Source organism: Pseudomonas bharatica, assembly GCF_048586865.1.
In the GTDB taxonomy this organism is placed as follows: Bacteria; Pseudomonadota; Gammaproteobacteria; order Pseudomonadales; family Pseudomonadaceae; genus Aquipseudomonas; species Aquipseudomonas bharatica.
This window is the reverse complement of sequence record NZ_JBMAWR010000021.1, coordinates 1-14,604: the sequence shown is the minus strand read 5'-3', so window position 1 is coordinate 14,604 and position 14,604 is coordinate 1. Positions and strand designations below refer to the sequence as shown.

General features: G+C 66.3%; 5 protein-coding genes. 3 read left to right on the top strand and 2 right to left on the bottom strand.

What is annotated here, in order from left to right:
• Positions 1-68: 68 nt before the first annotated feature.
• Entirely contained in the window at positions 69-5,450 is a 5,382-nt protein-coding gene (locus tag ACKLLE_RS20725) for a dermonecrotic toxin domain-containing protein (protein ID WP_420058937.1), read from the bottom strand.
• A 155-nt stretch (positions 5,451-5,605) separates the two neighbouring features.
• Positions 5,606-11,032 carry an NEL-type E3 ubiquitin ligase domain-containing protein gene (locus ACKLLE_RS20720; RefSeq protein ID WP_420058936.1) on the bottom strand — a complete coding sequence of 1,809 codons (5,427 nt, stop codon included), beginning with the start codon at positions 11,030-11,032 and terminating at the stop codon, positions 5,606-5,608.
• A gap of 313 nt (positions 11,033-11,345) precedes the next feature.
• Between ACKLLE_RS20720 and ACKLLE_RS20715 the strand changes: the two genes are divergently transcribed.
• From ACKLLE_RS20715 to ACKLLE_RS20705, 3 genes are all read left to right on the top strand, one after another.
• On the top strand, positions 11,346-12,365 hold the full coding sequence (locus ACKLLE_RS20715) for a branched-chain amino acid aminotransferase (protein WP_420058979.1): 1,020 nt from the start codon (positions 11,346-11,348) through the stop codon (positions 12,363-12,365).
• A 152-nt stretch (positions 12,366-12,517) separates the two neighbouring features.
• Positions 12,518-13,198, top strand: a complete 681-nt coding sequence (locus ACKLLE_RS20710) for a response regulator transcription factor (protein WP_009394551.1) — start codon at positions 12,518-12,520, stop codon at positions 13,196-13,198.
• Positions 13,176-14,558 (top strand): sensor histidine kinase, encoded by a 1,383-nt coding sequence (locus ACKLLE_RS20705; RefSeq protein ID WP_064304318.1) that lies wholly within the window; start codon positions 13,176-13,178, stop codon positions 14,556-14,558. Before ACKLLE_RS20710 ends, ACKLLE_RS20705 begins: the two co-directional genes overlap by 23 nt.
• The last annotated feature ends 46 nt before the right edge of the window (positions 14,559-14,604 follow it).

Below are 14,604 nucleotides of genomic sequence, written 5' to 3'. Positions count from 1 at the left end.
TCCAGGGCCTCGCCGCCGGCCAGCGGATCACCGGCGACGGGCCTTGCCTCAACTACAGGAACAGCCGCTCACTGCTGCGCCAGGGCCTGCTCGAGGGTCAGGTTTTCCAGCAAGGCTTTCTCGTCGGCCTTGAACTTGTCCTCGAGGATCCTGATCCGCGCCGCCGAATGCTCGGCCGACTCATCCGCCGAGGTATCGGTCACCGCCAGCACCGCCGCCTCGTAGTCGTCCTTGAGCACCTTGAAACGGTCGGCGAACGCTTCGCGCAGGTAAGCAGCCCAGAAATCGCATTGCGCGCCGAACTGCAGGAAACCCGGCCCGGCCTCCTCCGCCTGCAGGCGTACCAGCACCTGGTTCAGCTCGCCCGGGGCGATCTCGGCGTCGCCGCGGTACAGCATGCCTCGCGGTGGCAGCGGCAGCTCCAGCTGTTCCGCCCAGCGCAGGCGATAGGCCAGGCGCACCTCCGCTTCGTCACGCCCGCCGGAACGTTCCCGCGCCAGGCGGTCCAGGGTCTGCGAGCGGAACAGGCTGCGCATCAGGCGGAACAGCGCCGGGCCGCGATGGGCCTCGGAAATCTGGCGCAGCGCCTGGTGCGTGTAGACCTGCAATTCCATCTGGTTGAACTCCAGGCGGATACCGTCGGGGCAGGTGTCATGACGCCGCACCAGCCGCAGCGGTTCCTCGGCCATGCCATTCAGGGTCAGGCGCAGTTCGGTGTCGGCCTGTGCTGCCGCCAGCACTGTCCATACCCGTCCCACCAGCTCCGCGCGGGTGTTGCTGGTGCGATAGTCGGCACTGTGGCGCAGGCGCATGATCAGGCCCAGCAACGACTCGGCATCGCCTCCGGCCTCCAGGCTGCTCCAGATCGCCTGGTTGCGTTCATCCTGCTCCGCGTCGCGGGTCTGCCAGATCTCCGCCGGGGTTTCTTCGGCCGGGTTGGAGCCTTCCGGGGACACCACCGCCTCGGAGTCCGACGAGTGCACGTCCGGCTCCATCGCCGCGATGTCTTCGGGCAGGTCCATGGTAAAGGTGTAGGGACGGTTGTAACGCTGCGAAGTATGGGCGCGAATCATGGTTTCGCGGGTCAGCGGGTTGTTGTGCAGGACAATCTCGGCAGCGCCGTCATCGACGTGGCGGTTCTCCAGCAACTGTTCCGGCAGTTCGGTCAGTTGGTTGTCGTCCAGATTCACCTGCTCGACCCCGTGGGGCAGCATGTCGTTGAGCCACTCCGGCCAGGTCGGGATCCGCATCTGCGCCAGACTCAGGAAGCTCAGGTACCGGTGGGTGAACATGGACATGTCGGTGATGTCGCCCAGGCGGTTGCCGTCGAGTTGCAGCGAGGCGAGCGCCGGCATGCGGGCGAAGGTGTTCATGGCCGCCTGGTCGACGGTCAGGCCCATGCGTACCAGGGCCAGTTCGCGCAGGTTGGCCAGGCCGGTGAGGCCTTCGGGTACCCGGGCCAGGGTCGGCTCGCCGGCGATCAGCGACAGTTCCACCAGCTGCGGGAACTGCCGGACGAAGCGTTCGAGCACCGGCTCCGGGGCGGTGAACCGGGTCAGGTCCAGGCGCCGCACCCGCTCGTAGAAAAACGCCGGCAGGTTATCGGGGAAATGGTCGAGGGCGACGTCCTGCAGGACCAGCAAGGCCACGCCATCGCTGCGCAGGCTGTCGCGCCAGTAGTCGAGCAACTCGCGGCTGATGCGGTTGCGATAGGTAAGCCGCTCGCTTGGCTGCGCACTGCTGTCTTCGGCCGGTGCATCGACCCACGCCTCCAGCGCGTCGCAGAGTTGCGTGCGCTCCTGGATTCGCCGGTTCAGCTCGTATTCCATGGTCATGTTCAGGCCCAGCTCGAAGGTGAAGCGTTGCAGGAAGCGCTGGGCCAGGCGCATGTCCAGCAGGGCCTGGAAGGCGAAGCGGTTGCCCAGCAGGATCATGCGCGTGGGATGCTCCACCGTTTCGGCGTTGCGCAGGATCGCCGTCGGCAGCTCGCTCAGGTGATTGCCCAGCAGCGACAGCTCGCCGATCCGCGCCAGGGCACCGTTGTGCAGCCACCGCGGCCAGGTGCGCAGGCCCATCCAGTCAAGGCCCAGGTAGTCCAGCTTCAAGCCATCGAGGGCAGTCTCCGGCATATCGGCCAGTTGCATGCCGCGCAGATCGAGCCAGCGCAATTGCGGCAGGGTGGCCAGGGCCCTGAAATCCTGTTCGCCGATGAAAATGAAGACCTCGCGCATCCCCAGCGCGGCAAGCCGCGGCCAGGCCCGGGTGAGCATCTGCGGCAGGCCCATGTTCCAGTGGCCACGACGCACGTCCAGGGCGGTCAGCTCCGGGAAGTGGGCCGCGAAGGCCTGCAACTGGCTCTCGCCGATGATCTGTTCGTGAGGCGCGCCATCGGTATGGATCACTTCATCGAGCAGCATCGAGCGCACCCGCCGCAGGAAGAATTCCGGCAGGTTGCTCGGGAAGTCCGCCAAGTGGATCTGGAACAGGATCAGGCGCGAGGCCGGCTGGCCAAGTTCCGGCAGGATGCCGCGGCGCCAATGCTCCCACAACGCCAGGCCGATGCGCTCGCGAGCGCGCTGGCGACGCAGGGACATGTTCTCCCTGGCGGAGTCGTAGGCCCAACGGTCCAGGGCCAGGCGCATCTCCAGCATTTCGCCCAGCAGCGCGTTCAACCGGGTATTGATCGCCGCCCGGTCGAGCCCGCTGCGGTACAGCGCCTGCAGGGCATCCTCGACATACACATCGTCCAGCTCCAGCATGCGCAACTTGTCGAGCAGTTCGTCCTCGGTAAAGAACGCCTGGCCATTGCCGCTGAGCGGATGGCCGATGCGCCCGTCCGCCAGGCGCATCGGCGAACGGAACGCCGGCTTGATCTGTTCCAGGCCCAGCCACTGGCGCAGGCGCCGGCGCGGCAGGCGCTGCTCGCGCAACGTGCGCCACAGCGTGCCGGCATCGGCCAGGCCGAGGCGCTCGCGGTACACGCCGGGAATGTTGTCGAACAGCACGCGGCAGAAATCCCCCGGTAACTGACGATTCCAGATCACCCCCAGCTCCGGTTCCTGACCCTCGCCGATACCGTCCAGGCGTGGTCCTTCGATCCAGCCGTCGTAGAGGCCGATGCGCAGCTTCGCCGGCCAGCCCGGCAGGGTTTCCAGGGCGTGCAGCATCAGCCGCGCGCTATCCAGGCTGATTTCCCGGTCCAGGTACAGCGCCTCGCAAGCGCGGGCGATGCGCACCTGCTGCTGGTAGATCCGCGCCTCGTCCGCCAGGCGCACAGGCACGCGCCCGGAACTGGTCATCTGCGCAGTTTCGTCTGCGCTCGCGGCGCCGACGATCTCTTCCAGGATGACATGGGGCAAGCTACGGAACTGCCGTTGCAAGGCCATGGCCGGCACCGACAGGGGCGCTTGCGACGCCTTGTAATCCGCGGCGAAGGTAGCGGCCCCGGAGGTTTCGGCCAGGGCCAGGCGGCGCAGGGTATCGGTGAGCAACGCCGGCGGGCGATGACGATCGACCAGGGTCTGGCGCAGTTCCGCTTCGCTGACCCCGCTGATGCGCAGGGCGTTGCCCGCCATATCCTCGGAAACACTGGCCTCCAGCGGCCCCTGACGGCGGAACAGTTGCATACCGCGCCATTGCTCCGGAGCATCCAGCTCGCTCAGCCAGCCACCATTGCCGTTGTGCTGCACCCTTGGTGCGTAGGCCCCGGCGCGGCGCGGGTGCTCCAGGCAATAACCCTCCTCGCCCAGCAGCATGCGCACCGAATAATAACGCCCGTCGAGCTGCAGCCACTGGCGTCCCTGGAAGCTGTACAGGCCGTTGGCATCGGCCTGCAGGCCGGCCGGCAGGCGGACTTCGTAGGCGAAAGGCGCAAGGTCGGGCTGCCACAGGCGCACGCTGCCATCGGCCAGGGTCACCGGGCGCATGCGCCGTACCGCCAGCGGCAGGTTGCCCTTGAAGCGATGGGCCGCCGCTCCCACTGCGCCCAGCGCAGCGATGATCGCCAGGTTCTCGCCGACATCCATGAAGTAGTTCCACGCCGCCTCGCGGTCACCCTTGGCCAGGCTGTCGAAGCCCTCGTAGACCTCGTAGCCGAGCAGCGCCGCGTTGACCGCCAGCATCACCTCGCCCAGCACCGGCACGACGAAGGCCGCTACGTTGAGGACATTGAAGCCGGCCGCGAGGAACCAGTCGATCTTGTCCTGGGTCGACTTGTGATCCTCCTCTGCCGTGGGCACCGCGTGGAACAGCCCGTCATCGCGCAGGGCGAGCATCTTGCGTTGCAGCAGGACGTTGAGCAGCGGCGCGCTGAACGCCTGTTTTTCCAGGGCCAGCACCGCGTCGGGGTCGAAGTGTTCCTCGTACCAGCCACCGGCATTCCACACCTTGGGAAACAGGGTGCGCTGGATCTTCGCGAGCAGCGGGTCGCGCTGGCGGGCGGGGATGAAGCGCAGGAAGTAGTTGCGCCAGGCAGGGTCCCTCAGGCGCTCGCGCAACGAGGCATGGAATGCCTTCAGGTGGGGGAAGGTTTGCAGCGGCTGTTGCGGTTCGTCGGGCATGTAGACCACCAGGCGCCCCGGGCGGAAGAACAGGACGATGCCCGACAGCTCCACGTCCCACAGGCGCAGGATGCTGCGCTCGAGATCGCCCTGGGCCTTGCCGTTCCTGGCTACCTCCAGCAGCTCGTCGTAGCAGGCCTGGTCGATGTGCCCGCGCAGGCGCGCCAGGTGCAGCTCAAGGCGCAGGCTCGACTGCTCCAGCAGCTTGAAGCGGGCCTGGCGATTGCTGGCCGCAGCCTCGGCGCTTTCGTCCCCGACCGGCTCGGGACTGAACGCCCGGTCGATCAGGCGCTGATAGCGCGCGCCCAGGTCCAGGCTGCGGCACAACGCGGCGAAGCGCTCCGGCGCCACCTGTACCTCTTGCCCTGGCTCGCCAGGCTGGCCGCTGTCACTGACGAAGATCTTCGCGGGCCGGCGGTCGGCCTGCATGCCACCCTCCTCCGCCTCGAAGGCCTCGAAGTTCTGCAGCGCGCTGCGCAGCAGCGACTGGGTTGCCGCTTTCACCGCCTGGAAGGCCCGCACCACCGGGTCGGCAGTGCTCAGGTGGGACTCGGCGATACGCGCACGGGCAGCATTGAACAGAAAGGTGCGGTGGACATCGAGGTCGAGGCCGAAGGTATTTTTCAAGGCTTCGCGCAGCAAGGGCTCGGCGAACGCCTCGGCACTGGGCAACTGCTCCAGCACCGTAGCCACGGTCTGGGCGTGCCGTCGGTGGCGCGCGTACTCCTCGTCCAGCGCGGCAATCACCTGGGGCAGGTTGCCGCTGGCCTCCTCCAGCCAGGGCATCGCTGGCGGAACCTTGTTGCGCAGGGCCTGGCGCTGTTCGGCGGAACTGTCGACCAGGCGCTGGGACACGCGCTGGCTGACGGTCTGGTAGTGGATATCGTCCATGGTGAAGCCTTCTCGTCCGTGAATGGGGCGTTCAGGCTAAAGAGAGGCTGACAGGTTTTAAAAAGGGTCGGGGTTCCCGGAGGACTGGTTGCCCTTTCGGGCCTCATCGCTGGCAAGCCAGCTCCCACAGGGATGATGAGGCCCGAAAGAACGACTCAATTCCCGGCCAGCGCCTGCTCCAGCGTCAATCGCTCCAGCAGTTCCCGCTCATCGCGCTTGAACTTGTCCTCCAGCGCACGAATCCGCGCCGCCGACTGTTCCGCCGTGTCATTCGGGTAGACGTCGATGGTGCCGAGTACCGCCGCTTCGTAGCCATCCTTGAGCGCCTTGAAGCGTTCGGCGTAGGCCTCGCGCAACCAGGCCACCCAGAAATCGCAGTCCGCGGCGAAGGCCTGCAAACCCGACCCGGCTTCTTCCATGCGCAACTGGGTCAAGGCCTGGTCCAGCTCGCCCGGGGCGATATCGGCCACCCGCCGGTACAGCATGCCCCGCGGCGGCAACGGCAGCTCCAGTTGCTCGGCCCAACGCAGGCGGTAGGCCAGGCGTACCTCGGCTTCGTCGCGCCCATTGGCCCGCTGCCGGGCTATCTGGTCCAGGCGTTGCGCACGGAAGGTGCCGCGCATCAGGCGAAACAGCGCCGGCCCCCGGTTCTCCTGGGGAATACGACGCAAGGCCTGGCGGGTGTGCACCAGCAGCTCCATCTGGTTGAACTCCATGCGAATGCCGTCGGGGCAGGTCTCGTGGTTGTGCACCTGCTCTACCGGCTCCTGGGCCATGCCGTTGAGGGTGGCGCGCAGTTCGTCGTCCTCCCCTGCCGCCTCCAGCACGTTCCAGACCCTTTCCACCAATTCCATGCGGGTCGTGGCGGTACGGTAGTCGGCACTGAAGCGCAACCGCGAGACCAGGGTCAGCAGCGAGTCGGCGTCGCCTCCGGCGCTGAGTCCGGCCCAGAGCGTGTCGTGCCGGGCATCCACCGTGGCGTTGCCGGTTTCCCAGGTGGCGGCCGGATCGTCATCCGACATCCAGGTAGGCTCGGTGCCCGGAGATGCGCTGCCAGAGTCCGAATCGGATTCGTGCGGCTCCCTTGGCATGGCCTCGATGTCCTCCGGCAGGGTCATGGTGAAGTTGTAGGGCCGGTTGAAATGCTGCGAGGTGTGCGCGGCGATCATGGTTTCCCGGGTCAGCGGGTTGTTGAGCAGCGAGATCTCAACCACCCCGGCCTCGGTACGGCGGTTTTCCAGGAGCCGGGCAGGCAGTTCGGTGAGCAGGTTGTCGTCCAGGCCGAGCAGTTCGATGCCTTGCGGCAGCAGGTTGTCGAGCCAGGCCGGCCACACCGAAATCTCCATCTGCGCCAGGCCCAGGAAGCCAAAGAAGCGCTGGTTGAACATTGACACATCATTGATCTGGCCGAGGCGATTGCCGTCGAGCTGCAGCGACGACAGCATCGGCATGCGGGCGAAAACCTCCATGGCCGCCTGGTCGATGGTCATGCCCATGCGCACCAGGTTCAGTTCGCGCAGGTTGGGGAAGGTGGTGAGGAACTCGGGCACTGCCTGCAATGCCGGCAGACCACCGGCCAGTGACAGCTCGATCAGGTTGGGGAATTGCCTGACGAAGCGTTCGAGCACCGGCGGCTCGGCATCGAAACGGGTCAGGTCGAGGCGATCGACCCGCGCCGTGAGAAAGGGCGGCAGCGCCTCGGGGAAGTCGGCCAGCACCGCGTCCAACAGATTCAGCCGCGCCGCGCCGAGGCCGCGCAGGGTGTCGCGCCAGTAGTCGAGCAACACCGAGGAAATCCGCTGCCGGTAAGCGCGGTGCAGTGGCGTCAGCGGCTCGTCGGCGGAATCGGGATTGACCCAGGCTTCCAGCAGCTCCTGCAACTGGACCCGCTCCTGCACGCGCTGGTTGAGCTCGTCGGCCATGGCTGGCGACAGGTCCAGGTCGAAGCTGAAGCGCCCGCGGAAGCGCTCGGCCATGACCATGTCGAAACAGGCCTGGTAACCGAATTGATTGCCGCGTACGGCAATACGCAGGGTGCGGGTGGCCGGCTCGGGGTCTTCGAGGAGCAGCCGCGGGACTTCGCTGAGCTGGTTGCCAACCAGCGACAGCGAGCCGATGCGCTCCAGCGCGAATGCATCCAGCCAGTGCGGCCAGACGCGCAGGCCGAGCCAGTCGAGGCCGAGGTAATCGAGGTTCATGCCATTGAGCGCACTGGCCGGCAGCTCGAACACGCGGCTGCCGCGCAGTTCCAGCCAGCGCAGGCGTGGCAGGCTGGCAAGGGCGCGGAAATCCTGGACCCTGAGCAGGTGGCCCATCTCGCGCAAGCCAACCTCGGCGAGTTCCGGCCAGGCCCGCGGCAGCGTCTCGACCAGGCCAGGCTCCCATTGACCGGCACGGATATCCAATGAACGCAGGTTGGGAAACTCTTCGGCGAAGGCCAGCAGCGGGGCTTCGCCGATGACCTGCTGGAAGCCTTCGCCTTCACGCAGCATCACCTCGTCCAGCAGCAAGGCGCGCACCCGTTCGGTGAAGAACCGTGGCAAGCCGACCGGCAGGTCCGCCAGCTGCACCTGCCACAGCACCAGTGGCGCCACCGGGCGCCCCAGCTCGGGCACGGTGCTGCGCCGCCAATGGTCCCACAGCCCGTTGCCGATCCGCTCGCGGCTACGCTGGCGCCCCGGGCTCAGGACTTCCCGGGCCGAATCCAGGGTCCAGCGATCCAGATGCTCGCGCAACGCCTGCATCTCGTCGAGGGCGCGGTTCAGGCACTGGGTGATCGCAACACGGTCCAGGCCGTTGCGGTAAAGGGCGAACAGCGCGTCCTCGGGGTAAAGGTCGTCCAGTCCCAGCATGCGCAGCTTGTCGAGCAGTTCATCTTCGGTGAAGAACGGCTCGCCGCGACCGCTGAGCGGATAGCCAATACGCCCGTCGGCCAGGCGCATCGGCGAGCGAAAGCCTGGACGCACCGCCTGCATGCCCAGCCAGCGGCGCAGATCCTGGCGCGGCGGCAGGGGCCGGGCCTGCAGCAACGTGCGCAGGCTGTCGGCGTCCTGCACACCAAGCGCGGTGCGGCACGACTGCGGCAGCACATCGAACAGCGCACGGGTGAACGCGCTGGGCCGCTGCTCGTTCCAGGCCAGGGCGATCTCCTCGGCATCACCACTGCCCACAGCATCCAGGCGGCGCCCGGCGGCGTCATGCAGGACGATGCGTACCTGCTCCGGCCAGTCCGGGAGCTTTTCCAGCAGGTGCAGGGTCAGCCGGGCGTTATCGAGGCTGGGCGCGCCGTCGAGATACAGGCCCTCGCAGGCCCGGGCAATCCGCACCTGCTGCTGGTAGACCCGCGCCTCCTCGGCCAGACGCAGCGGCACACGCCCGGCAGTGGCCATCTCGCTGAGTTCATGGCCGTCGGCATGACCGATGATTTCCTCGACCACTCGATTGGGCAGGCTGTCGAACTGACGCTGCAGCAACTGGCCCTGGGCCGACAAGGAGGGTTGCTGCCCGGCATCCGCCGCCGCGAAGGCCTGGGCATCCAGCGGGCCGGATTCGCCGAGCGTCTCGGCCAGGGACAAGCGACGCAAGGTGTCGGTCAGCAAGGCAGGCGGTCGATGACTGTTGACCAAGGTGTGGCGCAATTGCCCTTCGGAAATGCCACTGATGCGCAAGGCGCGCTGGGCCATGGCCTCGGTGACGATCGCCTCGCGGTGTCCCTGGCGGCCGAACAGTTCCATGCCGCGCCACTGCTCCGGCGTGTCCAGTTCATGCAGCCAGCCACCGTTGCCGTTGTGCCGCAAGGGCGGTTCGTAGGCCCAGGGTCGCTCGGGATGCTCCAGGCGATAGGCCGGCTCGTTGCCATGCAAGGTACGCACCGAATAATAGCGCCCTTCCAGCGCCAGCCATTCGCGGCCCTGGTAGCTGTACAGGCCGTTTTCCGCAGGCTGGAGGTCCGCCGGCAGCCTGATGTCGTAGGCGAATGGCGCAAGGTCCGGCTTCCACAGGCGCACGCTGCCATCGGCCAGGGTCACCGGGCGCATGCTGCGCACTGCCAGCGGCAGGTTGCCGGTAAAGCGATGGGAAGCGGCCGCAGCGGCACTCATGCCGGCCATCAGCACAAGGTTTTCCGCAACGTCCAGGAAATAGCCCCAGGCCTGCTCGCGCTCGCCCTTGGCCAGGCTGTCGATGCCTTCGTAGACCTCGTAGCCGAGCATCGCCGTATTGACCACCAGCATCAGCTCGCCCAGCCCGGGCACCACGAATGCCGCAACGTTGAGCACGTTGAAGGCCACCGCCAGGGCATGGTCGATCTTGTCCTGGGAAGATTTGTGGTCCTCGACCGCCGTGGGCACCGCATGGAACAGGCCGTCGTCCTTGAGCACGGCGATCTTGCGTTCCAGCAAGGCGTCGAACAGGCGCGTGGAAAACTCTCGCCTGCCCAGGTGCAGCACGGCCTGGGGAGCGGGACGTTCCTCGTACCAGCCCCCCGGGTTCCATACTCTCGGGTTAAGGGTGCGCTGGATCTTCTGCATCAACCGGGCACGCTCCCTGGCCGGGACGAAGCGCAGGAAATACTTGCGCCACGCCGCATCGCCCAGGCGTTCGCACAGCCAGCGGTTGAGCGCCGGCAGGGAGCGGAACTGGCGGAACGGCTGTTCGGGCTCGTCGGGCATGTACAGCAGCACATCGCGCACCGGCTGTTCCTCCGGCCTCGGCCGGAAAAATACCACCACGCCGTTCAGTTCCACCGCCCACAGTTTCAGCATGGCGCGGCAGAGCGTGGCGCTGGCCCGGGTATTGTTGGCCACCTCCAGCAACTCCTGGTATTGGCCCATGCCAATCCAGGAACGCAGGTACGCCATGTGCAGTTCGAGGCGAAAACTGGATTGCTCGAAGGCCCTGAACGTGGCCCGACGCCTGAGCATCGCCGCTTCGGCGGTTTCCTCCCCGGTCGGCGGCGGAGCGAAGGTGCGATCGATCAGACGCTGGTATTGCCCGCCAAGATCAAGGCGGCGACACAGCGCCGCAAAGCGCTCGGGCACCAGGTCGACGGGCGTCCCGGGATCCAGTACCTGGCCGCTGGCGCTGCTGAAGATACTTGAAGGACGACGCTCGTCCTGCATGCCCCCCGCCTCGGCCTCGAATGCCTCGAAATTCTGCAGGGCCGCCGTCAGCAGCGAGCCGGTCGCGGCCTTGACCGCCTGGAAGGCCCTGACCACCGGATCGCTGTTGGACAGGTGTTCCTCGGCGATCCGACTGCGGGCCGCGTTGAACAGGAAGGTATGGCGCACGTCCAGGTCCATGCCGAAGGAATCCTTGAGCGCCTGGCGCAGCAGCGGTTCGGCGAAGGTCCCGGCATCGGGCAGGTCCTTGAGAAAGCCGTTGATAGTGCCGGCCAGGCGCCTGTGGCGCCGATGCTCCTCGCGCAGCGTCTGCAACACGTCCGGGTGGGTGGCGGCGGCGTCCGCCAGCCAGGGCATCGGCTGTGGCGGCCTGGCCCGCAGGGCCTGGCGTTCGGCGGCGCTGCTGTCGAGCAGATACGGTGGCACCCGGCTGCTGACCGTCTGGTAGTGAATATCGTCCATGGTGTAGCCCTTGCATCCTTGAATGGAGGTTCAGGCTAAAGGCCGCATCGGCTTTAAAAAATGGCAAATTCCTTATGGAAAAGGCCCGACTCCGATCAGGACTTCGAACCTGAAAAAGCGCTATCTACCACCCGGAGAGGCAAAACCGACCGCAGGTCGGTTGCGGCGAACGGACGACGAATTGTCCCCGCGAATCTGCCGACAGGCGTTTCCGATCTGCACCGGATGTATTATCTTGACCGCCTTGCGCGCAAAGCGCGGCCTGACCACGGATCAAGACTGGCAGGCGATTGCCAAACAGATCGAGGGTGCCATGAGCAACGAAAGCATTAACTGGGACAAGCTGGGCTTCGACTACATCAAGACCGACAAGCGCTACCTCTCCGTATGGCGCGACGGCGCGTGGGACGCGGGCACCCTGACCGAAGACAACGTCCTGCACATCAGCGAAGGCTCCACTGCCCTGCACTACGGCCAGCAATGCTTCGAAGGCCTCAAGGCCTACCGTTGCCAGGACGGTTCGATCAACCTGTTCCGCCCAGACCAGAACGCCACGCGCATGGCCCGCAGCTGCGCCCGCCTGCTGATGCCGCAAGTGCCGACCGACGTGTTCATCGAGGCCTGCAAGCAGGTGGTCAAGGCCAACGAGCGCTTCGTCCCGCCGTACGGCAAGGGTGCCCTGTACCTGCGTCCGTTCGTGATCGGCGTGGGTGACAACGTTGGCGTGCGCACCGCGCCGGAGTTCATCTTCTCGGTGTTCGCCATCCCGGTCGGTTCCTACTTCAAGGGCGGCATGACCCCGCACAACTTCATCATCTCCGGCTATGACCGTGCCGCCCCGCAAGGCACCGGCGCGGCCAAGGTCGGCGGCAACTACGCGGCCAGCCTGATGCCAGGCGCCGAAGCCAAGAAACAAGGCTTCGCCGACGCCATCTACCTCGACCCGCTGACCCACAGCAAGATCGAGGAAGTGGGTTCGGCCAACTTCTTCGGCATCACCGCCGACAACGAATTCATCACCCCGAAGTCCGCGTCCGTGCTGCCGGGCATCACCCGCCTGTCGTTGATGGAACTGGCCGCCTCGCGCCTGGGCCTGAAAGTGATCGAAGGCGACGTGCTGATCGACGAGATCGGCAAGTTCATGGAAGCCGGCGCCTGCGGTACTGCTGCGGTGATCACCCCGATCGGCGGCATCCAGTACAACGGCAAGCTGCATGTGTTCCACAGCGAGACCGAAGTCGGCCCGATCACCAAGAAGCTGTATGCCGAACTGACCGGCATCCAGAGCGGTGACGTGGAAGGCCCGGCTGGCTGGATCGTCAAGGTCGCTTGATCTTTCCCTCCGTCGCGGGACACCCGTCCCGCGACAACCCTCCGTATGTCAAAAAATCGCTCAGCGACTTTTCGCAACATGAATTTCCTTTAACCCGGGCCTTGCCTATTCTTTGGCACAATCCAGTTTCCAAATGCCGCCCAGGTAAAAGCATGCCCCGCGTACTGACTATCGAAGACGATGCCGTCACCGGCCAGGAGATCGTCGCCGAACTTTCCAGCCATGGCCTCGAGGTCGAGTGGGTCGACAACGGCCGCGAAGGCCTGGCCCGCGCCATCGCCGGCGGCTACGACCTGATCACGGTCGACCGCATGCTGCCGGAAGTCGACGGCCTGACCATCGTCACCACCCTGCGCAACCTCAAGATCACCACGCCGATCCTGATGATCAGTGCCCTCTCCGACGTGGACGAACGGGTGCGCGGCCTGCGCGCCGGCGGCGACGACTACCTGACCAAGCCCTTCGCCTCCGACGAAATGGCCGCCCGGGTCGAGGTGCTGCTGCGGCGCAACAGCGTACCCATGACCCAGACCCGCCTGCAGGTCGCCGACCTCGAGCTGGACCTGATCAGCCATGAGGCCCGGCGCGGCGAGCAGGCCCTGAACCTGCTGCCCACCGAGTACAAGCTGCTGGAATTCCTCATGCGTCATGCCGGGCAGGTGATTACCCGGATGATGATCTTCGAGGAAGTCTGGGGGTATCACTTCGACCCCGGGACCAACCTGATCGATGTGCATATCGGCCGCCTGCGCAAGAAGATCGACGCGCCCGGCCAGACGCCGCTGATTCGCACCGTGCGAGGCTCCGGCTATGCCATTGCCGAACCCGCATAAGGGCTGGAGTTCGTCCACCAGCCGTTTGCTGGCGCTGTACAGTTTCCTGTTCGTGGCCTGGAGCAGCATCCTCATGGGGGTGCTGTACTTCGAAGTGTCCAGCTACTTGAACAAGCTGACCCGGCATTCCCTGACCCAGCGCCAGCACCTGTTCGCCCATATGAGCGGCAAGCAACTGGACGATGCGCTGATCGCCAGCCAGGCCTTCGAGGAACGCAGTTTCGACGCCTACGGCCTGTTCGACGCGCAATTCAACCCGCTTGGCGGCCAGATCCGCCAGATGCCCGCGGGGCTCGGCCTCGACGGGCGGATCCATGAGCTCAAGCGCTGTCTCGATGCGGACGACCCGCGCCTGCCGGCCGACAGTTGCGACGGCGTGGCGCTGAAGGTACCGGACGGGCGCTGGCTGGTCCTGGTGCGCGACAACGGCTCGCTGTTCGTGGTCACCCGGATCATCCTGCATGCCCTGCTCTGGGGACTCTCGCTGACCATCATTCCCGGCATCGCCGGCTGGTACTGGCTGCGGCGTCGGCCGCTCAAGCGCATCCGCGCGATCCAGGCCACCGCCGAGCAGATCGTCGCCGGCGACCTGACCCGGCGCCTGCCGCTGTCGCAACGGCGTGACGAGCTGGACATGCTGGCAGCCATCGTCAACGCCATGCTCGACCGCATCGAGCGCCTGATGCACGAGGTCAAGGGCGTCTGCGACAACATCGCCCACGACCTGCGCACGCCGCTGACCCGCCTGCGGGCCCAGTTGTACAGGATCCGCCAGCAGGCCGGGGATGATGCGCCCCAGGCCGAAGCCATGGAGCAGGCGATCGCCGAGACCGACACCCTGATGGCACGCTTTCGCGGCTTGCTGCGCATCAGCGAGCTGGAAGACCGCCAGCGCCGCGCAGGCTTCGTCGAACTGGAGACCGGGGCGTTACTGGCAGAACTGCATGACTTCTACCTGCCGCTTGCCGAAGACGGCGAAATTGCCCTTGCACTGAAGATGCCGGAGGCACTGCCGCCGCTGTTCGGCGACCACGAGTTGCTGTTCGAGGCGCTGGCCAACCTGGTGGGCAACGCGATGAAGTTCACCCCCGCCGGCGGCCAAGTGCGGATCAGCGCCAGCAGCGATGACGACGGCGTGCATATCGCGGTGGAAGACAGCGGGCCAGGGATTCCGGCGGAGGAGCGGGAGACGGTGCTGAAGCGCTTCTATCGCAGCGAGGAAGGCCACAAGCATGCGGGGTTCGGGCTGGGACTGTCGATCGTCGCGGCGATCGTCGATCTGCATGGGTTCGGGCTGGAGGTAGGGGAAAGCGACCTCGGCGGGGCCCGGCTGGTGATGCACTGCCGGGGGCAGGTCTGAAAGGCTGATGGCCTCATCGCCGGCAACGCCGGCTCCCACAAGGTCG

Bases quoted from the DNA above. Each gene is read 5' to 3' on its own strand.
- ACKLLE_RS20705 (WP_064304318.1), top strand. From the start codon at position 13,176: ATGCCATTGCCGAACCCGCATAAGGGCTGGAGTTCGTCCACCAGCCGT.
- ACKLLE_RS20710 (WP_009394551.1), top strand. From the start codon at position 12,518: ATGCCCCGCGTACTGACTATCGAAGACGATGCCGTCACCGGCCAGGAG.
- ACKLLE_RS20725 (WP_420058937.1), bottom strand. From the start codon at position 5,450: ATGGACGATATCCACTACCAGACCGTCAGCCAGCGCGTGTCCCAGCGC.
- ACKLLE_RS20715 (WP_420058979.1), top strand. From the start codon at position 11,346: ATGAGCAACGAAAGCATTAACTGGGACAAGCTGGGCTTCGACTACATC.
- ACKLLE_RS20720 (WP_420058936.1), bottom strand. From the start codon at position 11,032: ATGGACGATATTCACTACCAGACGGTCAGCAGCCGGGTGCCACCGTAT.